Origin of the sequence: Sphingopyxis sp. UBA6723, assembly GCF_002454115.1 — a bacterium.
Lineage (GTDB): Bacteria > Pseudomonadota > Alphaproteobacteria > Sphingomonadales > Sphingomonadaceae > Sphingopyxis.
Genome location: NZ_DKIH01000004.1, coordinates 49,427 through 71,878 on the forward strand (window position 1 = coordinate 49,427; position 22,452 = coordinate 71,878).

Annotated in this window: 21 protein-coding genes and 1 tRNA gene; 15 read left to right on the top strand and 7 right to left on the bottom strand. The window is 63.8% G+C overall.

Annotated features, from left to right (window positions below):
- Positions 1-102: 102 nt before the first annotated feature.
- The 3 genes from B4F07_RS01875 (at position 103) to aguB (ending at position 3,765) form a co-directional block, all read left to right on the top strand.
- A complete protein-coding gene (locus tag B4F07_RS01875; protein WP_293702884.1) occupies positions 103-1,791 on the top strand; it encodes a M28 family metallopeptidase in 1,689 nt (562 codons plus the stop codon).
- Between the two features lie 131 nt (positions 1,792-1,922).
- A complete protein-coding gene (locus B4F07_RS01880) occupies positions 1,923-2,906 on the top strand; it encodes an agmatine deiminase family protein (RefSeq protein WP_293704467.1) in 984 nt (327 codons plus the stop codon).
- Positions 2,907-2,913: 7 nt separating this feature from the next.
- The gene (aguB, locus tag B4F07_RS01885; protein ID WP_293704469.1) at positions 2,914-3,765 is read left to right on the top strand and encodes an N-carbamoylputrescine amidase; all 852 of its coding nucleotides are present in this window, start codon (positions 2,914-2,916) and stop codon (positions 3,763-3,765) included.
- Positions 3,766-3,780: 15 nt separating this feature from the next.
- Here the strand turns inward: aguB and B4F07_RS01890 are convergent, their stop codons facing one another.
- Together B4F07_RS01890 and B4F07_RS01895 are read right to left on the bottom strand one after the other, a co-directional pair.
- Positions 3,781-4,395: a PilZ domain-containing protein gene (locus B4F07_RS01890; protein WP_293702872.1), complete on the bottom strand. Its 615-nt coding sequence runs from the start codon at positions 4,393-4,395 to the stop codon at positions 3,781-3,783.
- Positions 4,396-4,739: 344 nt separating this feature from the next.
- A tRNA-Leu gene (locus B4F07_RS01895) sits at positions 4,740-4,824 on the bottom strand.
- 119 nt (positions 4,825-4,943) lie between these two features.
- Here B4F07_RS01895 and B4F07_RS01900 point away from each other — a divergent pair.
- Entirely contained in the window at positions 4,944-6,035 is a 1,092-nt protein-coding gene (locus B4F07_RS01900; protein WP_293702869.1) for an AI-2E family transporter, read from the top strand.
- Positions 6,036-6,165: 130 nt separating this feature from the next.
- Here the strand turns inward: B4F07_RS01900 and B4F07_RS01905 are convergent, their stop codons facing one another.
- On the bottom strand, positions 6,166-7,620 hold the full coding sequence (locus tag B4F07_RS01905) for a coniferyl aldehyde dehydrogenase (protein WP_293702865.1): 1,455 nt from the start codon (positions 7,618-7,620) through the stop codon (positions 6,166-6,168).
- 251 nt (positions 7,621-7,871) lie between these two features.
- Here B4F07_RS01905 and B4F07_RS01910 point away from each other — a divergent pair, with 251 nt between their 5' ends.
- The 4 genes from B4F07_RS01910 (at position 7,872) to B4F07_RS01925 (ending at position 11,507) form a co-directional block, all read left to right on the top strand.
- Positions 7,872-8,702 (top strand): 23S rRNA (adenine(2030)-N(6))-methyltransferase RlmJ, encoded by an 831-nt coding sequence (locus B4F07_RS01910; RefSeq protein WP_293704471.1) that lies wholly within the window; start codon positions 7,872-7,874, stop codon positions 8,700-8,702.
- Between the two features lie 310 nt (positions 8,703-9,012).
- Entirely contained in the window at positions 9,013-10,200 is a 1,188-nt protein-coding gene (locus B4F07_RS01915) for an acetyl-CoA C-acyltransferase (RefSeq protein ID WP_293704473.1), read from the top strand.
- 311 nt (positions 10,201-10,511) lie between these two features.
- Complete coding sequence (locus B4F07_RS01920) at positions 10,512-10,982, top strand: hypothetical protein (RefSeq protein ID WP_293700986.1); 471 nt, start codon at positions 10,512-10,514, stop codon at positions 10,980-10,982.
- Positions 10,983-11,114: 132 nt separating this feature from the next.
- Positions 11,115-11,507: a hypothetical protein gene (locus B4F07_RS01925; protein ID WP_293700987.1), complete on the top strand. Its 393-nt coding sequence runs from the start codon at positions 11,115-11,117 to the stop codon at positions 11,505-11,507.
- A 30-nt stretch (positions 11,508-11,537) separates the two neighbouring features.
- On the opposite strand, the gene B4F07_RS01930 is transcribed toward B4F07_RS01925, so the two are convergent.
- Positions 11,538-11,999 (bottom strand): SH3 domain-containing protein, encoded by a 462-nt coding sequence (locus tag B4F07_RS01930; protein WP_293704475.1) that lies wholly within the window; start codon positions 11,997-11,999, stop codon positions 11,538-11,540.
- 137 nt (positions 12,000-12,136) lie between these two features.
- On the opposite strand from B4F07_RS01930, the gene B4F07_RS01935 reads away from it, so the two are divergent.
- Positions 12,137-13,135, top strand: a complete 999-nt coding sequence (locus tag B4F07_RS01935) for a 2-hydroxyacid dehydrogenase (protein WP_293704476.1) — start codon at positions 12,137-12,139, stop codon at positions 13,133-13,135.
- A 59-nt stretch (positions 13,136-13,194) separates the two neighbouring features.
- Here B4F07_RS01935 and B4F07_RS01940 read toward each other — a convergent pair whose 3' ends face one another.
- The 3 genes from B4F07_RS01940 to B4F07_RS01950 all read right to left on the bottom strand — a co-directional run bounded on the left by B4F07_RS01940 (position 13,195) and on the right by B4F07_RS01950 (position 16,670).
- The gene (locus tag B4F07_RS01940) at positions 13,195-14,598 is read right to left on the bottom strand and encodes an NAD(P)H-dependent flavin oxidoreductase (protein WP_293698000.1); all 1,404 of its coding nucleotides are present in this window, start codon (positions 14,596-14,598) and stop codon (positions 13,195-13,197) included.
- A gap of 102 nt (positions 14,599-14,700) precedes the next feature.
- Positions 14,701-15,756: a glycosyltransferase family 4 protein gene (locus tag B4F07_RS01945; protein ID WP_293698012.1), complete on the bottom strand. Its 1,056-nt coding sequence runs from the start codon at positions 15,754-15,756 to the stop codon at positions 14,701-14,703.
- An 83-nt stretch (positions 15,757-15,839) separates the two neighbouring features.
- Positions 15,840-16,670, bottom strand: a complete 831-nt coding sequence (locus B4F07_RS01950; protein ID WP_293697998.1) for an alpha/beta fold hydrolase — start codon at positions 16,668-16,670, stop codon at positions 15,840-15,842.
- Positions 16,671-16,861: 191 nt separating this feature from the next.
- Here B4F07_RS01950 and astD point away from each other — a divergent pair, with 191 nt between their 5' ends.
- The 6 genes from astD to B4F07_RS01980 all read left to right on the top strand — a co-directional run bounded on the left by astD (position 16,862) and on the right by B4F07_RS01980 (position 22,415).
- Complete coding sequence (gene astD, locus B4F07_RS01955; protein ID WP_293697996.1) at positions 16,862-18,307, top strand: succinylglutamate-semialdehyde dehydrogenase; 1,446 nt, start codon at positions 16,862-16,864, stop codon at positions 18,305-18,307.
- A gap of 113 nt (positions 18,308-18,420) precedes the next feature.
- On the top strand, positions 18,421-19,209 hold the full coding sequence (cobA, locus tag B4F07_RS01960; RefSeq protein WP_293697994.1) for a uroporphyrinogen-III C-methyltransferase: 789 nt from the start codon (positions 18,421-18,423) through the stop codon (positions 19,207-19,209).
- Positions 19,206-19,502 (top strand): DUF2849 domain-containing protein, encoded by a 297-nt coding sequence (locus tag B4F07_RS01965; protein ID WP_088442130.1) that lies wholly within the window; start codon positions 19,206-19,208, stop codon positions 19,500-19,502. The genes cobA and B4F07_RS01965 overlap by 4 nt, the downstream gene beginning before the upstream one ends.
- Position 19,503: 1 nt before the next feature.
- On the top strand, positions 19,504-21,135 hold the full coding sequence (locus B4F07_RS01970) for a nitrite/sulfite reductase (protein WP_293697991.1): 1,632 nt from the start codon (positions 19,504-19,506) through the stop codon (positions 21,133-21,135).
- On the top strand, positions 21,128-21,541 hold the full coding sequence (locus B4F07_RS01975) for a DUF934 domain-containing protein (protein WP_293697989.1): 414 nt from the start codon (positions 21,128-21,130) through the stop codon (positions 21,539-21,541). Before B4F07_RS01970 ends, B4F07_RS01975 begins: the two co-directional genes overlap by 8 nt.
- The gene (locus tag B4F07_RS01980; RefSeq protein WP_414711678.1) at positions 21,534-22,415 is read left to right on the top strand and encodes a phosphoadenylyl-sulfate reductase; all 882 of its coding nucleotides are present in this window, start codon (positions 21,534-21,536) and stop codon (positions 22,413-22,415) included. Before B4F07_RS01975 ends, B4F07_RS01980 begins: the two co-directional genes overlap by 8 nt.
- Positions 22,416-22,452 lie beyond the last annotated feature (37 nt).

The following is a 22,452-nucleotide window of genomic DNA, read 5'->3' on the forward strand; positions in this document are numbered from 1 at the left end:
AACGATATCATCAAGGGCGGTCCATGCGGGCCGCCCTTCTTGCATGCGGGCACCCCCGCTGGCACACAGTGCGCATCACCAACGACAATTCGAGGAAACCCCATGATCCGTTCCCCCAGGGTTCTCGCCGCCGCGGCCGCGCTTTTCGCGGTCGCCGCCTGCAATGCGAGCGATACCGCGAGCACGAATGTGGCAGACGCCATCCCCGACGTCGCCATCCTCGAAATCTCGCTCAAGACAATGCAGGACGTCGTCGGCGCGCTGGCGTCGGACGAATTCGAGGGGCGGGCGCCGGGGACGCCGGGCGAGGAAAAGACCGTTGCGCTGCTGATCGAGCGTTTCCAGGCGGCGGGGCTCGAGCCGGGCAAAAAGGGCAGCTGGACGCAGGACGTGCCGCTGGTCGAGATCACTGTCGAAAATGTGTCGCCGCTGACCTTTACCGGCGGCGGGGCGCCGATGTCGCTCGCCTACGGCAGCGAATTTGTCGCGGGCAGCTATCGCGTGCAGCCGAAAATCGCGGTGAAGGACAGCGACGTCGTCTTCGTCGGCTACGGCATCAACGCGCCGGAGAAAGGCTGGAACGATTATGCCGGGCTCGACGTCAAGGGCAAAACCGTGGTCATCCTCGTCAACGACCCGGACTGGCAAGTCGCCGAAGCCAAGGGCGAGTTCAACGGCCGGGCGATGACCTATTACGGCCGCTGGACGTATAAATATGAGGAAGCGGCGCGGCAGGGCGCGGCGGCGGCACTTATCGTCCACGACACCGAACCCGCCGCTTATGGCTGGAACGTCGTCCAGTCGAGCTGGACCGGCACACAATATCTGGCGGCGAGCGAGAATAACGGCGCCGATCAGACGGCGGCCAACGGCTGGATCCAGCTCGATAAGGCTAAGGCGCTGTTTGCCGGCGCCGGTCAGGATTTCGACGCGCTGCGCGAGGCTGCGAAGAAAAAGGGCTTCAAGGCGGTCCCGCTCACCGGGGTGAAGGCATCGCTGAACTTCGACAACAAGATCGCGCGCAAAATGTCGAAGAACGTCATCGGCGTCCTGCCGGGCGCCAAGCGGCCCGACGAATATGTCCTCTACACCGCGCACTGGGACCATCTGGGGAAATGCGAGCCGGTGAACGGCGACGGCATCTGCAATGGCGCGATCGACAATGCGACCGGTACCGCGGCGCTCGTCGCCCTCGCCGAAGCGCAAAAAAAGGCGGGCGCGCCCGACCGGAGCCTGGTGTTCCTGGCCGTGACTGCCGAGGAATCGGGGCTGCTCGGTTCCAAATACTATGCCGAAAATCCGGTGTTCCCGCTCGCGCAGACGGTCGGCGGGGTCAATATGGACGCCTTGTCGGGATCCGGTCCAGCCAAGGACATCATCGTGATCGGCCGCGGCAAGTCGCAGCTCGACGCCTATCTGGAAAAGGCCGTCGCGCAGGAGAAGCGCGTGGTCGTCAACGAACCGACGCCGGAGAAAGGCTTCTATTATCGCTCCGATCATTTCAGCCTCGCCAAGCTCGGCGTGCCGATGATCTATTTCGACGGCGGCGAGGATCTGGTCGACGGCGGTACCGACGCCGGCAAGGCGTGGGCTGAGGCTTATACGAAAGACCGTTACCACGCACCGTCGGACGATATGTCGGCGATCACCAGCTGGGACGGGATGATGGCCGACCTTCGCCTCTATTATGCGGTGGGCCGGATGCTGGCGATGACCGACGCCTGGCCGAACTGGAACGACGGCGACGAATTCCGCGCCGCCCGCGACAAGTCGCGTGGCGCCGCGAAATAAAGCCGTCCCTTCTCCGTTCGCTCTGAGCCTGTCGAAGGGCCGTTCTTTCTTCTTGCGGTGTCAAGAAAGAACTGTGCTTCGACAAGCTCAGCACGACCGGAATCGTGGTTAGCTTCAGAACGAGAACACGCATGACCCTGAAAATGCCCGCCGAATGGGCACCGCACGAAGCGGTGTGGATCGGTTTCCCGCACTTGGCCGACGAATGGTCAGGACAGATCGACGCCGCGCGGCGCGATGTCGCCGCCTTTGCCAACGCCGTCCACGATGAAGGCCGCGGCGAGCAGGTGCGGCTGGTCGTCAATGACGAGCAGCAGGCGCAGATCGCGACGGCGCTGGTCGATTCCGGCGTGTCGATATTGGTCCAGCCGCTTGGCGACATCTGGCTGCGCGATACCGGGCCGATCATTGCGGGTACCGGATCGGCGCGGCGCGCGTGCAACTTCCGCTTCAACTGGTGGGGTGAAAAATTCGTCATGCCCGGCGATCAGGAGGTTGGCGCGGCGCTGGCTGTGTCGAGCGGATTGCCGGCCGACGATCAGGACTGGGTGCTCGAAGGCGGCGCGATCGACGTCGATGGCACCGGGCTATGCGTGACCACCGAGGAATGCCTGCTCAACCCCAACCGCAACCCCACGCTGACGCGCGAGGACATCGCGGTGCGGCTGCACCAGTCGCTCGGTATCGACCGGCTGCTGTGGCTCGGCAACGGCCTCGTCGGTGACCATACCGACGGGCATGTCGACAATCTCGCGCGTTTTGTTGGCGAAGGGCGACTGGCGCTACCCGTCGCGGCCGGTCATGACGACCCCAATGCGCATATCTATGCCGACGCGCGCGCGCGCGCTGCGGCCTTAGGCGGGATCGAAATCGTCGACCTGCCCTCGCCCGGACGGATCGAGATCGACGGCGAGATCGCGGCGGCAAGCTATATGAACTTCTACATCGGCAACAGCGTCGTCGTCGTGCCCACCTATGGCGTCCCGAACGATCAGGCCGCGGTCGATGCGCTGGGCGCGCTCTTCCCCGACCGCCGCCCTGTGGCCGTCCCCGCGCGCGGCATCATCGCGGGCGGCGGCAGTTTCCATTGTTCGAGCCAGCAGCTTCCGGCATAGCGACCCCATGACCCGCACCATCACCGTCGCAGCGTTGCAGCTGCCCCTACCCGGTCCTGTCCAGCCCAACATCGAAGCGGTCACCGCGCTCGTGGAGGAAGCGGCGGCGCAAGGGGCGCAGGTCATCCTGCCGCCTGAATTGTTCGAAGGGCCGTATTTCTGTCAGGTCGAGGATGAAGCGCTGTTCGCATCGGCGCGTCCGACCGCCGAGCATCCGAGCATCATCGCCATGCAGGCGCTCGCCGCGAAGCTGAAGGTCGCGATCCCGACCAGCTTTTTCGAGCGCGAGGGGCATCACTTTTACAATACGCTGGCGATGATCGGTCCCGACGGCGCAATCATGGGGACCTATCGCAAAAGCCACATTCCCGACGGTCCCGGCTATGAAGAGAAATATTATTTCCGCCCCGGCAACACCGGCTTCAAAGTGTGGGACGTGTTCGGCGCGCGGATCGGCATCGGGGTGTGCTGGGACCAATGGTATCCCGAATGCGCGCGCGCGATGGCGCTGATGGGCGCCGAACTACTGTTTTATCCGACCGCGATCGGCAGCGAGCCCTATGACGCCGACCTCGACACCAGCCGCATGTGGCGCCGCGCAATGCAGGGACATGCCGTGTCCAACTGTATGCCGGTGATCGCCGCCAACCGTATCGGCACCGAGGGCGACGCCAGTTTCTATGGTCACAGCTTCATCAGCGATGAATGGGGCGATCTGACGCAAGATTTTGGCGCCAGCGAAACCGGCGTGCTGATCGAAACGATCGATCTCGACCGCGCGGCAAAGCACCGTGCAGGGATGGGGTTTTTCCGCGACCGCCGACCACAGCTTTACGGACGGTTGGTCGAGGACATCTGACGCCGCAAAGCGATCTCAGCTTTCGAAGCGGCGGATGCTTTCCAGGTCGGCGCGATCCAGCGGCTGGGTCAGCCACAGCCCGCCGCGACCGGCACGCGACCAGCGCACGATGGCACGGCGCTTGATCCCGCCGGGCAGGATCAGATCCAGCTCCTTGCCGACCTCGAAATGGCCGTCGTGCAGGAAACCCGCGCCATGTTGCGACAGGTCAACCAGTTCGATGTTGCCCGTCCCTTCATCGGTCACCGCCTGCGCCCGGCTGTGCACCGGCAAGCGCGGCTGGCGATATCCGGTCGCGCGCTGTTCGGCGGCCAATTGTTTGAGCACATCGGCGACATCGACTTCCTGGTCGAAAGCCACGCCGCAGCGACCGTCTTCTGACCAGACAACTTTCCCGCGCAGGGTGACGGTATCGGACAGCGCGATTTCGAGCTGTTCGCCAATGCTGATCGGCACATCGGCGGCGAGCATCATTCCACGGTCGGATATATTGCGCACCCGCCACAACCCGGCGTCGCCATTGCGAATGATTTTTGCGATGCGCCAGACGGTACGATAACGATCCGCACCGCGGCGATCACCGGCATTGGCAGAAAATTCGTGCTCGTTGCTCGGGCGTGGTTGAGTCATGGCATCCACCTTATCGGAGCAGCGTCAAAGAGAGTCGGCAAATCGCGATAAAAGCTGCAAAACACACAAGTTAGTCCTGGTTCTGCTATCATGTTTTTCATTATTTTTCAATGTCCGTGCCAATAGTCGTCGTGAAATTTGCGTTAACGCCGCCCTTACCTTGACCAACTTGACCGCTAACCATGAATTAATTTTGTAATTTGCATGTTTTAACGGTGCCAATGCGGCAACATTAAGCGCCAAAATGGCAGCACCGACGCATCATCGATACCCGATTGCTAACGCGGATCGAATGTGCCGCGCCCTGCGCAGTTTGCGATCCAACAAAATGTCGAAAAAGCCGATGGTGCCCCTGGCCGGACTCGAACCAGCACTCCTTGCGGAACCGCATTTTGAGTGCGGCGCGTCTACCAATTTCACCACAGGGGCCCGTGGACGGCGGCCAGATCGGGAGTGATTCCCGTCGGGCGACCGATGCGGAGGAGCCGTTGCCACAGAAAGGTGGTTTTAGTCTAGTGGATAAGCAGCATCGTGCCTAATAGGGCGGTATGACCGAACCGACCAAGGCGCCCCCTGCCCCGACCGTACGCGCGACGCCCGCACCCCCGGCCACGTTCGGCCCGGGCAAAATCGCGCTGGCGGCGGTGGTCGTCATCGCGATCATCGGCGTCGCGTGGCTGGCGGTCACCCTGACACGCTTTTTCATGCTCGTGTTCGCGGCAATCGTGCTGGGTGCAATCTTCGACGCGATCGCCAGCTGGCTGGTTCGCCGCACAAAGATGAAACGCGGCTTCGCGCTCGCGGGTTCGGTCGTCGGTATCATCGCCATTTTTACCGGCGCGTTTGTGCTGTTCGGATCGCAGCTTGCCAGCGAGGTCGATACGATCCGCGAGCAGGTACCGCGTGCACTGCAAGGGGTCGAGGCGTTCCTCGATCGCTACGGGCTCGGTACCCGTGTTCGCGAACTCGCCGAAGTCGGCGGCAACGACATCTCGCAGCTGGTCTCGCAAGCGGGCGGCTATGCCCTCGCAGCGGGCAGCGGCATCGCCGATTTTGTGCTGGTGCTGGTCGCGGCAATTTTTCTCGCCAGCGATCCTGCCACCTATCGCCGCGGGCTACTCCTGCTGATGCCCGCCAAGGCCGAGAAGACCGCAGAATTGGCGCTCGACGATGCTGCACGCGGGCTGAAGGGCTGGATGGTCGGCCAAGCCGTGTCGTCGCTGGTCGTTGCCGCGCTGACCTGGGCCGGGCTCGCGTTGCTCGGCGTTCCCGCGGCGGGCGGGCTGGGGCTGATTGCTGGCCTGCTCGACGTGATTCCGATGATTGGCCCGATCATCGCGGGCATCCCCGCGGTGCTGCTGGCCTTTACCGTGTCGCCCGCCACCGCGCTGTGGACGCTGGTGCTGTTCCTGGTGATCCAGCAGTTGCAGGGAAATTTCCTGCAACCGATGATCCAGAAACAGGCGGTCGACGTCCCGCCCGCGGTGCTGCTGTTCGCGGTGGTCGCGGCGGGGGTGCTGTTCGGCTTCCTCGGCGTACTGCTTGCCGCGCCGCTGACCGTGGTGGTCTATGTGCTGGTGCAGCGGGTCTATGTGAAGACGCTGCTGGGCAAAGATATCAAGATCGCGGGCGCGGACTGAGGCCAGCTGCGTAATACCGCGTCATTGCGAGCGAAGCGAAGCAATCTCCAGATGTCGCGCTAGCGCATCCCAATGGCTGGGGATTGCCGCGTCGCTTCGCTCCTCGCAATGACGAGACGCGGGATAGTCTCTACTTCTTCAACTCCTTCGCCAGTGTCTTGGCCGTAGCCTTGCCATAGGGCGGCTTGAACCCCGCCAGCCCGGCGACATCCAGCTTCGGCTGCCGATAAACCGCGCGCGCATGGCTGAAGGTGCGGAAGCCATCAACGCCGTGATAATTGCCCATCCCCGACGGCCCGACCCCGCCGAACGGCAGATCCTCCATCGCATTGTGGAACAGCACGTCGTTGACGGTCACCCCGCCGGAGATCGTCCGCGTCAGCACGCGGTCCTCCTCGCTCTTGTCCTGCCCGAAATAGTAAAGGCCGAGCGGGCGATCGTTCGCATTCACATAATCGATCGCCTCATCGATCGTCTTGTACGTCTTGACCGGCAAGATCGGGCCAAAGATTTCTTCCTGCATCACCTTCATGTCGTCAGTCGGATTGCGGACGATGTGCAGCGGCATCTTGTGGCCGTTCGAGCTCGCGAAATCCTCATTACCCGGATTGACCTCGATGACCTCGGCGCCCTTTTCGCGCGCATCGGTCAGATAGGATTGCAGGCGGTCGTAATTGCGCGTGTTGACCACCGACGTATAATCGTCATTGGCGAGGAGCGTCGGATAGAGCGCGGTCGCGCCCTTGGTGACGCTGTCGATCACCTCGCCTTCCTGATCCTCGGCCACCAGCAGATAATCGGGGGCGAGACAGATTTGCCCCGCGTTCATCATCTTGCCCAGCGCGACGCGCTGCCCGACCAGATCCTTGTTCGCGCTGCGCCCGATAAAGGTCGGCGACTTGCCGCCCAGCTCCAGCGTCACCGGCACCAGATTATCCGCCGCGGCGCGCATGATATGGCGCCCGACGCTGGTCGCGCCGGTGAAGATCATATGGTCGAAAGCGAGTTTCGAGAACGCCACGCCGACGTCGGCATCGCCAGTGAACACCGCCATCTCGGTCTCGTCGAAATAGTCTGGCACCAGCCGCGCGATCAGCGCCGACACATTTTCGGTGAACTCGCTCGGCTTGATCATCGCGCGGTTGCCCGCGGCCAGGATGCCCGCCATCGGCACGAAGACCATGCCGACCGGGAAATTCCACGGCGCGACGACGCCGACGACACCCTTGGGTTGATACACCACCTCGGCCTTGGCGCCGAGCAGCCCGAGCGGAAATGTCGGCTTGCGCTTCTCCCCCTTCGCCCAGCCCGCCATATGCTTTTTGGCATGCTTCAGCGCGCTGACCGAGGGCATGATGTCGGTCATCAGCGTCTGCTCGCGGCTGCGATGCCCGAAATCTTCGCTCACCGCTTTGGCAAATTCCTCGGCATGATCGACCAGCAGCGCGATCGCGCGGTCGATCCGATCGGTACGAACGCTCAGGCTCTCCGGCATCGCCGCGGTAAAGCTGGCCTTTTGCGCGGCGAGCACCTCGTGCATGCGTGCGGTTTCGCCGGCGATATCCTTCTTGATGGCGGTGGCCATGACCCGTCTCCCTGTTTGGATTTGCGACAGTTCACCATGGCGCGCGGTTCGTTGCAAGTTGAAACCCGCACCCGCGATATCGCCGCCTCGGGTGACGATCGCCAGCGCCGACGTTAGGGTCCGCACAGAATGTTTTGAAGGTTTCTCTCCGACGCTATACGGGCACCGAATTGGTTGCTTCCCTCGCCTCGCGCTCGGTTTGTTCGCCCAGCCGTTCGTACAAAGGCAGATCACCAGGATTTTGAACAACAATGAATTACCGCCATAGCTTTCACGCTGGCAATAGCGCCGATGTCGTAAAGCACGGCCTGCTGATCGCGCTCGTGCGGGCGCTGCAGCAAAAACCGGGCGCGCTTACGCTGATCGACACCCATGCCGGCTCAGGGCTGTACGACCTTGGCGGCGAGGAGGCGAGGCGCACTGGCGAGGCGACGCAGGGCGTGCTGCGGGCGTTTGCCGACCCGAACCCCTTGCTGGACGACTATCGCGCCGCCGTACAGGCGGTGAATGCCGGGGCCAAGCCGCGCCTCTACCCCGGCTCGCCGCAGGTTCTGGCGCAGCTTCTGCGTCCGCAGGATGTCCTGATCCTCAACGAAAAGCATCCCGATGACGCCTACGCCCTGCGCGGCGCCATGCGCGGCACAACCGCCGCCGTGCATCAGCGCGACGCCTACGAACTTTGGCTGGCGCTGCTGCCGACGCGCACCCCGCGCGGCGTGGTGGTGGTGGATCCACCCTATGAGCAGACCGATGAACGCGCCCGTATCGCCGCCACCCTTGCCGCCGCGCACCGCAAATGGGCGCATGGCGTGACGGTGATCTGGTATCCGCTGAAGGACCGCGAGACGCATATGCGTTGGAAACAGCAGTTGCGGAAACTCGGCATCCCGAAGTTTCTGGTGGTCGAGCATTGGCTGTACGACCGCGATCAGCCCGACATCTATAACGGCGCGGGGTTATTCATCGTCAACCCGCCCTATGCCTTCATCCAGGCGTTGCCACCGCTGCTCGAAGCCATGCGGGCCGCTCTGGCGCCGGAGGGGCATCGGGGACAGATGAGCTGCAATTGGCTGGACGGTTGAAATACTGCCGTTGCTCTCGACACTCTCCGTTAAAGCCCTCGACGAAAAACCGCTTTCCTAATATATTTCGCTATGCTTCAACATGGCAGAGGAATGACGACACGCCCGCTCAGGCACGCGGTCCCACCGCGGACAGCAAGGCCGCAGGGCTCGTCGTTGGGCTGAACTTCACTGAACTTTGAACCCGTGCCGCACGGGTGGGGCGCCCCTCCTCCCGACAAAAGCGGCGCGGTACATCACCCCCTTTCGCAGTTGCAGCATTTCCGCTAATCGGGCCGCCGATCCTGTTTCCCTTACGGAGTCTTGTCCCATGACCGCCACCGATCCCGTCGTCTTTCTGTCCTATGCCCGCACCCCGATGGGCAGCATGCAGGGCAGCCTGTCGGACGCGAGCGCAACCGATCTCGGCGCCACCGCGGTCAGGGCAGCGGTCGAGCGCGCGGGCGTCGCCGGCGACGAGATCGAACGCATCTATATGGGTTGCGTGTTGCCCGCCGGCCTCGGCCAGGCACCCGCGCGGCAGGCCGCGATCAAGGCGGGCCTGCCGAAATCGGTGCAGGCGACGACGGTCAACAAGGTATGCGGTTCGGGGATGCAGACGGTGATCATGGGCGCCGAAGCACTCGCCGCGGGTAGCGTCGACCTGATCGTCGCGGGCGGCATGGAGTCGATGACCAACGCGCCCTATCTGCTCAAGAAACACCGCGGCGGCGCGCGCATCGGCCACGACACCGCCTATGACCATATGTTCCTCGACGGGCTGGAAGACGCTTATGAAGCGGGCCGCGCGATGGGGACGTTCGCACAGGATACCGCCGATGCGTACCAGCTGTCGCGGCAAGCGCAGGACGACTACACGCTGACGTCGCTGAGCCGCGCCAAGGCCGCGATCACCGACGGCGCCTTCGCGAACGAAATCGCGCCCGTCACCATTTCCGGTCGCAAGGGCGACGTGATCGTCGATACCGACGAAGCCCCCGGCAAGGCGATGCCCGACAAGATCCCGACGCTGAAGCCCGCCTTTGCCAAGGACGGCACGATCACCGCGGCGACCAGCAGCTCGATTTCGGATGGCGCCGCCGCCGTCGTCCTGACCCGCCAGTCGGTCGCCGATGCAAAGGGTGCGAAACCCGTTGCGCGCCTCGTCGCGCACGCCGCGCACGCGCAGGAACCGAAGGATTTTACCATCGCCCCCGTCGGCGCGATCAACAAGGTGTTGGCCAAGGCCGGCTGGACCATCGCCGACGTCGATCTGTTCGAAGTCAACGAAGCCTTCGCCTGTGTGGCCATGTTCGCGATGCACGACCTTGGCATCCCGCACGACAAGATCAACGTCCACGGCGGCGCAACCGCGCTTGGCCACCCGATCGGCGCCAGCGGCACCCGCATCATCACGACGCTGATCGCGGCACTGCAACGCCATGGCAAAACGCGCGGTATCGCAAGCCTGTGCATCGGCGGTGGCGAAGCCACCGCGGTCGCGGTCGAGCTGGTTTAACGCGGTCAGCTGTTCTGTGCCCCTGCGAAAGCAGGGGCCCATCTCCGGTCCTTCCGGTTTCGAACGGCGGCCGTTTTCGGGAGAATGGGTCGGGTGATAGGCTCCTGAATTCGCACGGACGCAAGCCCCGCAGGTAGAGTTCCATCTACATGCCGCACTGTCTCATCAATCCACCGCATCGCCGCGACAAATTGCGACACTAATGTCCTGAAAATAAACGCGCCGTTCTGGAACAATTCAAATCGACTCGCGTAAACCTATCCTTGTCATCGGGCAGTCCCCTCCCCCTGACGGATTGAAAGGATAGACCAATGAAGACCAAATTTCTCACTGTCGGGCTGATTGCGGCCCTGATGGTTCCGGCTGCGGCCTCGGCCCAGACCCGCGGCGAAGTCCGCGAAAGCCGCCAGGATCTGCGCGAAGAGCAGCGCGAGCTGCGTCAGGCCCAGCGTTATGGCGATCGTGACGATGTGCGCGACGAGCGCCGCGATGTTCGTGATGCTCGTCAGGAGCTGCGCGAAGACCGCCGCGACTGGCGTCAGGAAAGCCGCTATCAGAATTATCGCGCGCCGTTCCGTTACCAGCAGTTCCGCGTCGGCGCGACGCTCCGTTCGAACTATTACGCTCCGGCCTATCGCCCGACTTGGGACAGCCGCTGGGGTGTACCGCGCGCGGGCCGGAACCTGACCTATGTGCGTCACTACAACGACCTGCTGCTCGTCAACGAACGTAACGGCCGGGTGGTGAAGGTATACCGCAACCACTTCAACTGGCGCCGCTAAGCGCTAGCCGAGACCAGGTAACCGAGAAGGGTCGATGGGCAACCATCGGCCCTTTTTGGTACGCCTATCGAGGGATTGTCGCCGCCGGACGGAACACCTAGCCTGCGGGCGCCTTAAGGGGGAGATTTTGCCATGAAAAAATTCGTTCTTCTTGCCGCTGTCGCCGCTTTGTCCGCCTGCTCGCAGCAAGCCGAAGAAACCAGGGAAACCGCCGCACCCGCCGAAACGACGGCACCTGCCGCACCGGCAAGCACCGGGACACCGCCGGGCGATTATGAGGTGAAGATGGCCGATGGCACCATCGCGTCGACGACGATCAATGCCGATGGAACCTACGTCGATACCAATCCCAAGGGTAAAGCCATCAAAGGCAAGTTGACGCACAAGGATGGCAAGGACTGCTTTGACCCCGATGGCGACGAAGCCGAAGCCTGCTGGAGCCTGTCGCCGACCGCGGCCGACGGCAGCTTTACCGCCACCGCACCCGACGGAACGGCCGTCACTGTCACGCCCAAGAAAAAATGATCGCGATCATCGGCGCTATCGGGGGCGGCGTCAGTCGCCCCAGATATGGTCGGTCTGGATCCAGCCCTTTCGGCCCTTTACGTCGAACATACACCAGCCTTCGGAACATTCGGTAATGCGCCCGACGACTCCCGGTTCGGCGCGGTAAGCGACGGCGGCCGAGGTGCTCGCCGCCTCGCGCAGCGGGCGGATCTCGCCGGTGACAATCGCAGTGCGGGTGCGGCTCAGCAATCGCGCCGCCATCCAGCCTTGCGTCCCGTCGGGATCCTCGATCTTGCGCCAGGTTTCGAACCGCGCGATGACCTTGACCGGCAAATCCTTGCGCCGATATTCCCAGATCACCGGGACGTCCGGCGACGGCCCCTTGCGCATCCGCGCCTCATCGACGCTGATCGACGCCCAATAGGGCAGCTTCACGGGGTCGGATTGCGCGGACGCCGGTCCCACGACGACGAAAAACAGGGTGGTTGCTAGTATCAAGCGGCTGGTCATCACTCTGCCTTGTCAAACTCGGCTCGGCAATTCAACCGCTCGCCGCGCAAAAGGCTGCGCTCATCCCCCGGCTTTTCGCGTTTCTTTCCACCTTCGCACCCTTGACCGCCGCGCCGCGGCGCGCTCTATCGGCGGCCATGCCCGATTCCACCCGCCCCAAACGCCCGCGCGTCATCGTCACCCGCCAGTTGATGCCGCATGTCGAGGCGCGCATGGCCGAACTGTTCGACGTGGCGCTGTCGGCCAATGATCATGCCTTTACCAAAGACGAGTTGAAGGCCGCGGTCGCCGACTGCGACGTATTCGTGCCGACGGTGACCGACGAGATCGACGCCGACGTCATCGCCGCCGCGGGCGAAAGGCTCAAACTGATCGCCAATTTCGGCGCCGGGGTCGACCATATCGACCTGGCAGCGGCGCGCGCCAAGGGGATCATGGTGTCGAACACGCCAGGGGTGTTCACCGAGGACACCGCCGACATGACGATGGCGCTGATCCTCAGTGTGCCCCGGCGCCTTGCCGAGGGTGAGAAGCTGATGCGGTCGGGCCAATGGGCCGGCTGGGCGCCCAGCGCGATGCTCGGCCACCGCGTCGGCGGCAAGCTGCTCGGCATCATCGGTATGGGGCGCATCGGCTTGGCGGTAGCGCGCCGCGCGCGCGCCTTCGGGCTGTCGATTCATTATCACAACCGCCGCCGCCTTCCCGAAGCGATCGAGGAGGAATTGGGCGCCAGCTATCACGCCAGCGTCGATACCTTGCTACGGATCAGCGACATCGTCACGCTCCACTGCCCACACACCGCCGAAACGCATGAGATGGTGAGCGCCGCGCGCATCGGTTCGATGAAGCCGACCGCCTATCTGATCAACACCGCGCGCGGCGAGATCGTCGATGAAAAGGCGCTGATCGCCGCGCTCCAGACCGGGCGCATCGCGGGCGCCGGGCTCGATGTGTACACCCACGAACCCGCGGTCGACCCGGCGCTGCTCGCGCTCGACAATGTCGTGCTGCTCCCGCACCTGGGCTCGGCGACGATCGAGGGCCGCGAGGCTTCGGGTGAAAAAGTCATCGCCAACATCCGCGCCTGGTGCGACGGCCATCGCCCGCAGGATCAGGTGCTGGAGGGGTGGGCTTAACCCAACGTCGCCCCCGCGTAGGCGGGGGCNNGCCCCCGCCTACGCGGGGGCGACGGATGTTAATCCCCCGTCAAAATCCGATCGACCAACTGCTTCACCGTCGGGGTGAAGTTGTTCGAATAAAAGGGATCGGTCTTGAAATTGAACGCGGCATGGCCCGCAAACATCAGATTTTGTTCGGGATCGCCGCCGTGCGCGATGTCCTGTAGCGTCTTCTGGATGCAGAAGCTGCGTGGGTCGGCGAGGTAGCCGGTGGTGTAATCGTCATGGTCCTTCCACGACGAAAAACCGCAGTGCGACAGGCAGCCCATGCAGTCGGTCTGATCCTTGCGGATCACCGCCTTGTCGGCCTCGGTCACGAATACCACCGTATTGTCGGGCGTCTTCAGCGCCTCGGTATAGCCTTCCGCCGCCCAGTCGCGCGCGCGGGCGCGGTCGTGCGGGGTGACCCAGAAATTCTTGCCCTTCACCCCGACGTCGAGCTGGACGATATGATCGCCCGCTTCCTGCTTCGAGTAAGGAATCTGGCGCTCCGAGCGCGCTTCGAGGTCGCGCAGGAACGGCGTGCGCACCGCGCTCGAATAAAATCCGGTCGGCGAGAAGCGGTGGAGCAGCACGTCGCCGTCGTCGAGGGTGCGGAGGCGATCCTTCCACGCCTGCGGGATCGGGCTTTCTTCGGTCAACAGCGGGCGCGTGCCATACTGGAAAACGATCTGGCCCAGCTCGGGATTGTCGATCCAGTCGTTCCAGTCGCGCAGATACCAGACGCCGCCTGCCATCACGATCGGTACAGAGTCTGCAATCCCTTCCGCCGTCATGACGTCGCGCAGCGCTTTCACGCGCGGGTACGGATCCTGCGGGACCAGCGGGTCTTCGGCGTTCGACAGGCCGTTGTGCCCGCCCGCGAGCCAAGGATCCTCATACACCACCGCGCCCAGAAGATGCGGCACCTTGTGATAGGCGCGCTTCCACAGCGCGCGAAAGGCGCGCGCCGAGCTGATGATCGGCAGATACATGACATTGTGGCGCTCGGCGATTTCGCTGAGCTTGTACGGCATCCCGGCACCGCAAGTGACCCCCGCGACCATGCCCTTGGTCCGCGCCAGCACGCCCTCAAGGATCTGCTGCGCGCCGCCCATTTCCCACAGCACGTTGATGTTGATCGCACCCTTGCCGCCCGACACCTCGTAAGCGCGTTCGACCTGCGCCACCGCGCCTTCGATGCCGTAATGGATCAGTTCTTCGTGACGTTCCTTGCGGGTCAGCGACTTGTAAACCTGCGGGATGATCTTGCCCTCGGCGTCATAGCTGTCGGCGTTGACCGCCGACACGGTGCCGATGCCGCCCGCCGCGGCCCAGGCGCCGCTCGACATATGGTTGGTCGCCGACACGCCCTTGCCGCCCTCGACCAACGGCCAGACTTCGCGTCCGCCGTAAAGGATGGGCTTCAATCCTTTGAACATTCTATATCTCTTTCTCTCCACCGGCCGATCCGTTTCCGGCCAGTCCCCGGTTCGCTTCCGTAAGCGGAAGCGCGCAGCGAAAGTCAATGGTTCCGCCGCTGGCTAACCCGCAAACAGGCGGCGACCGTTAAGCACCCGACCATAGAGATTTTCATACGCCGCGACCATGATCGATTCGTCGAACCGTTCGGGAGCGACCCGCCGGTTCGCGGCACCGATCCGGGCGCGCAGATCGGGATCGGCGGTAACTTCCGTCAGGGCGGCGCGAAAGCCTGCTTCGTCGGTGGCGATAAAGTTCCGGTTGTCAGGCGCAACCATCGCGGCAACATCGCCCACATCGGGGCTGACGACCGGCAAACCCGCCGCCATTGCCTCGATCACCGCTATCGGCGCCTGCTCGCTTTGCGAGGACAGCGCGAGCAGGTCGAAATGCCCGATCCAGCGCGCCGGTTCGGCCATGAAACCGGGCATCACCAACCGGTCAGCAATCCCGCCGGACTCCGCTTCGGCGGCGATGGCGGCGCGCTCCGGCCCTTCCCCGACAATGACTAGCCGGACATTGGCGGGCAAAGTTGCAACCGCACGGACGAGCCGCGGCAGATCCTTGACCTTGCGCAGCCCAGCGACTGTGCCGATCACGACCTCGCCTTCGCGGCGTTCAAGTCCCGGGATCGAGACCGATGGCGTGGCTTGATATGCCGCGGCGTCGATCCCGTTGCGGATCATCACCGTCCGTCGCCGCGCGCGCCATTCGTCTGCCGCGATCCGCTCAAGGAGCGTTGACGGCACGACCAGCGCCTCGGCGGTCGGCAGCGCGAGGCGACGAAAACCGTTGCGTTTCCAGTTACGCCGGACGCTCTCATCCTCGTTGAAGCCATCTTCATGATGGATCAGCGGCGGCAGGACGCGAAACGGCGCAAAGATACGGTGCGCCATCACCCCGTCCATCGATCCCCAATTATAGCTCAGCACCAGATCGAACGGCTGCATGTAACGCGCCAGATCGCGGTAGCGCGCCAGCCCCGGTTTTCCGTGCAGCGGCGGCGCATCGGCAGGAAACTCAACGTCGATAACGGGATCGATCGCGTCACGCGCACCCATCGCATCCGGCACCGCCGACAGGATCGTGTGCCGCGCGCGCGGTCCCATCAAATTCATCAATCGGACTGCACGTGCTTCCTTGCCCCCCAGCGAAAAGCTGGAATGGAGGTGCAGGAGACGCACTGGAGCCTTGGCGCCGGTCACGCGGTCGGCAATTCCGCCAGCCAGGCTTTGATCGCGGCAACGGCTTCCGGTTCATCCAGCGTCGGCGCATGGCCGACCCCTGGCACCTCGATCAGTTTGGCGTGCGGTAGCTCAGCAACCATTTTTTCGCCCGCCGACCGCGCCAAGATGTCCGACAGTTCACCACGCAGGATAAGCAACGGCACCCCGTCAAGCGCGCAATAGACCGGCCACATATCGAACGCCGCTTCGCCGCCGGTCACGCGCAGTGGCGCCGCAATCTGTTTGTCGTAATCGGTGACGATCCGGCCCTCGGGAGTCAGCCGGTGGGTCCGCTTGGTCAGCCGCAGCCAATCATGTATTTCATAGCCGGGATAGATCGCGGCATTGAGTTCCGACATCGCGCGCGCCGCATGCATCCACGTCGGCTGACTGCCGCCCGCGCCAATATAATCGCGGATCCGATCAAGCCCGCTGGCCTGAAGCTCCGGTCCGACATCGTTGAGCACCGCGCCGACCAACCGCCCCGGCAACGTCGCCGCCATCAGCATCGCTACCAGCCCGCCCAGCGATGTCCCGATCGTTGCAAAACGCTCGATCGCCATGTCGTCGAGCAAGGCAACGATGTCCTGCACGTAGGTCAGCGGAACATAGGTCATCGGATCCTTTGCATAGGCGCTTTCGCCGCGACCGCGGAATTCGATGACAATCGTCGTGCGGTGCCGCGCGACATGGGGCGCGAGCGCCTCGAAATCGCGCGCGTTGCGGGCAAGCCCCGGCATGCACAGCACCGGCGGCGCAGTCTCGGTCCCTTCCGGCCCCGCATAGACGCGCGCATGCAGCCGCACACCATCGCCCGACCACCAATATTGGTCGGACCAGTCGCGGCGGCTGTCCTGTTTCGCTAAAATGGCGCGTTCCCCTTATCGATGTGCCGACCTGTCTATCGCCACCACATCACAGGGTGCAAGCAATCCGTTGCACCATGCCGCAGCGCAGGTTGCCGCCACCCGCTTTCACCGATAAGACCGGGGCGACCATGAGTGACACCCTGCTTTCCTTCGAACCCGCAACCGGTGAAGAACTGTGGCGCGGAACGGTCAGCAATGTCGATGACGAGGTCGCCATCGCTCGAGCTGCCTGGCCCGAATGGGCGGCCAAAGCCGTCACCTTTCGCACCGAAACGCTGCGCCGCTTTGCCGATCGGGTAAAGGCCGAGGGTGAAGCGCTGGCCGACCTGATCGCGCGCGAAACCGGCAAACCGTTGTGGGAAGCGCGCACCGAAGTCGAATCGGTGGTGGCCAAGGTCGATATTTCGGTCAAATCCTATGGCGAACGCACCCCGAACCGGCGGATCGAAGGCGCGATGGGGCTGCGCAACGCCGTGCGCCACAAGCCGCATGGCGCGCTGGCGGTGCTCGGCCCCTATAATTTCCCCGCCCATTTACCGAACGGCCATATTGTTCCGGCGCTGATCGCGGGCAATTCGGTGTTGTTCAAGCCGTCCGAGAAGACCCCGGCCGTCGGCGCCAAGCTGGTCGATCTTTTCCACAGCGCCGGGGTGCCTCAGGAGGTGCTGCGGCTAATCGTCGGCGGCCCCGAAACCGGCAAGGCGCTGGCGGGGCATCAAGGCATCGACGGCCTGCTGTTTACCGGATCGGCACGCACCGGGCTCGCGCTCAACCGCCAGTTTGCCGACCAGCCGGGCAAGATGTTGGCGCTGGAAATGGGTGGCAACAACCCGATCGTCGTGTGGGACACCGCCGACATTCGCACCGCGGCGATCATCGTCGTCCAGTCGGCATTCCTGAGCGCCGGGCAGCGGTGCAGCAACGCGCGGCGGCTGATCGTGCGCGACACGCTGGCCGATGCGCTGCTGGAAGAGGTCAAGGCGCTGACCAACCGGCTGATCGTCGACCATCCGCATGCCGATCCGGCGCCCTATATGGGGCCGGTGATCGACAATGAGGCCGCCGATGGGCTGACCGAAAGCTTCCTGATCCTGATGTCGAACGGCGGTCAGGTGATCCGCCATATGACGCGCCCGGTTGCGGGGCGTCCGTTCCTGACCCCCGGCATCATCGACGTCACGTCGATGCCTGAGCGCCCCGACATCGAGCTGTTCGGACCGCTGCTACAAGTTGTCCGGGTCGAGACGTTCGAAGCCGCGATCGCGGAGGCGAACAACACCGCATTCGGTCTGTCGGCATCGCTGATCGGCGGTACCCCGCAGCTCTACGACCAGTTCTGGGCCAATGCCCGGGCCGGGGTGATCAACTGGAACCGCCCGACCAACGGCGCCTCGTCGGCGGCGCCATTCGGCGGGATCGGCCTTTCGGGCAATCATCGCCCCAGCGCCTTCTATGCCGCCGATTATTGCGCTTATCCGGTCGCGAGCGCGGAAAGCGATGCGCTGCGCGCGTCGATCGGGGTGGGATTGCGCGACCCCGAAGGATCGCGACTGGTTCCGAAGAACTACAACTAACCGCTTCGTCGTCATGCCGGACTTGTGAGACGATCGAGAGGGGCAATTTTACCTTCATCACCGTCAATAAAGCCTGCTTTGCCATTCGGCGACCGCGCCATCATTTATCGTGCATGGAACAGACTCCCTCTCTTTCGGGCAAATTGTGGCTCGTTGGCGCCGGTCCCGGCGATCCCGATCTGCTGACGTTGCGCGCCGCGCGGCTGCTGGCGAGCGCCGATCTCATCGTCCATGACGGGTTGGTTGGCGACGGCGTGCTCGCGCTGATCCCGCCGCACATCGAGCGCATCAGCGTCGCCAAGCAGCGCAGTCGCCACACGATGAAGCAGGAGTTGATCAACGAACTGCTCGTCCGCGAGACGCTCGCGGGGAGGCAGGTTGTCCGTCTGAAGGGCGGCGACCCGTTCATCTTCGGGCGCGGCGGCGAGGAGATCGACGCCGCGCGTCAGGCTGGCGTGCCGTGCGAGGTCGTCCCCGGCATCACCGCCGCGATGGGCTGCGCCGCGCAGGCGGGCCTGCCCCTCACCCACCGCGAGGACGCGAGCGCGGTCAGCTTTGTCGCGGGCCAGTGCAAGGATCTTTCGGATCAGGATTGGTCGGGCCTCGCGGGCCATGGCCGCACCCTCGTCATCTACATGGGCATCGCCACCGCTACCGCGATCGCCGACAAGCTGATCGCCGACGGCGTGTCGCCCGACCTGCCTGTCGCGGTGATCGAGCGCGGCACGACCGCCGACGCGCGCGTCCTGCGCACCCTGCTCACCGACCTTGGCGATCTTGTCGTGCGCGAGAAGGTCGCCAGCCCGGCGCTGATCATCGTCGGCAAGGTCGCGGCGCGCGCCGACGCGCTCGACTGTCTCGGCGCCCCCGGGGTTGCTGAAAAATTGGGGAATTTTGCATGAAACTGCTGACGGGCAACGACCTGAAAACAGGGTTTGTCACCTGGTGGACCGGCGCCGACTGGTCGCTGCATATCGAGGACGCCGCCGACGTTGGCGAGGCTGGCGAGGCGATCCTCGCGGTCGAAGAAGCCGCGCGCCGCGTCAACGCGCCCTACATCATTGCCGGTGAACAAACCGCCGATGGCCCGCGTCCGGCACATATCAAGGACCGCATCCGCGCGCTCGGCCCGACCGTTCGTCCCGACCTGACATTAAAACCCGCCGATCCCGCGGCCGGCGACTGGGTGATCTGACATGTATAAATATGACGAATATGACCAGCAGATGGTCGATGCGCGCGTCGCCGAATTCGCCGATCAGGTGAAGCGCCGACTGGCGGGCGAGATTACCGAGGATCAGTTCAAGCCGCTGCGGCTGATGAACGGCCTCTATCTCCAGCTCCACGCCTATATGCTGCGCGTCGCAGTGCCCTATGGCACGCTCGACGGGCGTCAGATGCGGATGCTCGCGCATATCGCGCGCAAATATGACCGCGATTACGGCCATTTCACCACACGCCAGAATATCCAGTATAACTGGATCAAGCTGGAGGATGCGCCCGCGATCCTCGCCGATCTGGCGTCGGTCGAGATGCACGCGATCCAGACCAGCGGCAATTGCATCCGCAACATCAGCTCGGACCAGTGGGCCGGTGCCGCCGCCGACGAGCTGACCGATCCGCGCCCATGGGCCGAGCTGCTGCGCCAATGGTCGAGCTTTCACCCCGAATTCAGCTATTTGCCGCGCAAGTTCAAGATTGCGGTGATCGCTGCGGAGGAAGATCGCGCCGCGATGCGGCTGCACGACATCGGCATCCAGATCGTCGAGAAGGACGGCGTCCACGGCGCCGCTTTCTACGTCGGCGGCGGCATGGGCCGCACCCCGATGATCGCGCCGCTGATCAAGGATTTCGTGCCGCTCGATGATCTGCTCAGCTACACCGAAGCGTGCCTGCGCGTGTACAACCGCTATGGCCGCCGCGACAATATCTACAAAGCGCGGATCAAGATCCTGATCCACGAGCTCGGCGCCGACGAATATCGCCGCCAGGTCGAGGAAGAATTCGCGCATGTGAAGTCGCTCGGCATCGATCCGCCCAAGGCCGAATACGACCGCATCGCGGCGCAGTTTGCGATGCCATCCCTCGATCTGTCGGCTTCGGACGAGATCGACCGCACCGACCCCGACTTCGCGGTCTGGGTCGACCAGAATGTCGCCGCGCATAAGGTGCCGGGCCACGCGATCGTCAACATCAGCCTGAAACCGCTCGGCGGCATCCCCGGCGATGCCAGCTCGGCGCAGATCGACCTGATGGCTGACCTCGCGGAAAAGTTTAGCCACGACGAACTGCGCGTCACCCACGCGCAGAACATCGTGCTTCCCCACGTCCGCAAGGCCGACCTGTTCGCGATCTGGCAGGCACTCGACGCCGCAGATTTGGCAACGCCAAACCTCGACCTGATCAGCGACATCATCGCCTGCCCCGGGCTCGACTATTGCAGCCTCGCCAACGCGCGTTCGATCCCGGTCGCGCAGAAAATCGCGCAGCGCTTTTCCGACCCGGCGCGCCAGCGCGATCTCGGCGAGCTGAAGCTGAAAATTTCGGGCTGCATCAACGCCTGCGGCCATCACCATGCGGGTCACATCGGCATCCTGGGGGTCGATCGTAAAGGCACCGAAAACTACCAGCTCCTCCTCGGCGGTTCGGGCGCGGAAGATGTGTCGCTCGGCACGATCACCGGCCCCGGTTTCGACGAGGACGGCATCGTCGATGCGATCGAACGCGTCACCGACAAATATCTTGCCGAACGCACCGACGGCGAACGCTTCGTCGACACCTATCGCCGCGTCGGCATGGCCCCGTTCAAGGAGGCGATCTATGGTTGAGCATCTGCAAGCCGATGGCGAGGAACCCTGCGTCACGCTCGACGCCTTCCTCGAACAGTCGAACGCGACCGCAGTCCGGCTCGAGTCGGATGAGGATGCGCGCGCGTTGATCCCCTATCTGGACCGGCTGAAATTAATTGAGGTCGCCTTCCCGAAGTTCCGCGACGGTCGTGGCTATTCCTCGGCGCGTATCCTGCGCGAGGCGGGCTATACCGGCGAATTGCGCGCGCAGGGCGACGTTCTGGTCGATCAGATTGGCTATATGAAGCGCTGCGGCTTCGACAGTTTCGCGCCCGAAAAGGATCTGAACCCGGCCGATGTCGAGGCAGCGCTGTCGCGCTGGCCCGAACATTATCAGGCCGCCGCCGACGGCGCAGTGCCGATCTGGAAGCTGCGGCATGGCTAAGCCCGATCAGAGATTCCCGTTCGCATCGAGCGACGTCGAGATGCCCATCGGTGATCCGCGCCTTCACGGTGTCTCGACTTCGCTCGACACGAACGGAAACCAAGGAAATGACAGAAAGCGCGACCGCATTGATGTCGCGCCGCGTTTCACCCACGCCGACGTCATCCGCCTGAACAACCTGTTCCGCGGCCAGGACGCCGGCGAAGTCGTCGCCAGTGTGATCGGCGCGGGGTTGCTCGGCGACACCGCGATCGTCTCCAGCTTTGGCGCCGAAAGCGCGGTGCTCCTCCACCTTGTCGCACAGGTCGCGCCCGACATGCCGGTGCTGTTCCTCGACACCGGCAAGCATTTCCCCGAAACGCTCGCCTATCGCGATACTCTCGCAGCACGGCTCGGGCTCAATATCGTCAACCTGACCCCCGATGCCGAGGATCTCGCGGCGAAGGATTCCACCGAACTGCGCTGGTCCTATGATCCCGACGGCTGCTGCGAAATCCGCAAGGTCAAGCCGCTCGAAAAGGCGATGGCGGGTTTCGATGCGTCGATCACCGGGCGCAAAGGCTTCCAGTCATCGACACGTCAAGGCTTGCCGCGCTTCGAACTCGACGGCAGCACCGGCCGGTTGAAATTCAACCCGCTGGCCAACTGGACGCGCGCCAACCTCGACGCCTATTTCGAAGCGCACGACCTGCCGCGCCATCCGCTGGAGTCGCAAGGCTACCCGTCGATTGGCTGCTCGCCCTGCACGTCAAAGGTTCTGCCGGGCGAAGACCCGCGCTCGGGCCGCTGGCGCGGCTGGGACAAGACCGAATGCGGTATCCATGAAGCGGTGTCGCCGATTGGCGATGACCCGGCGAACGATCCGGCGTTCTAGTTCATCGTCATCCCAGCGAAAGCTGGGATCGCTGGCA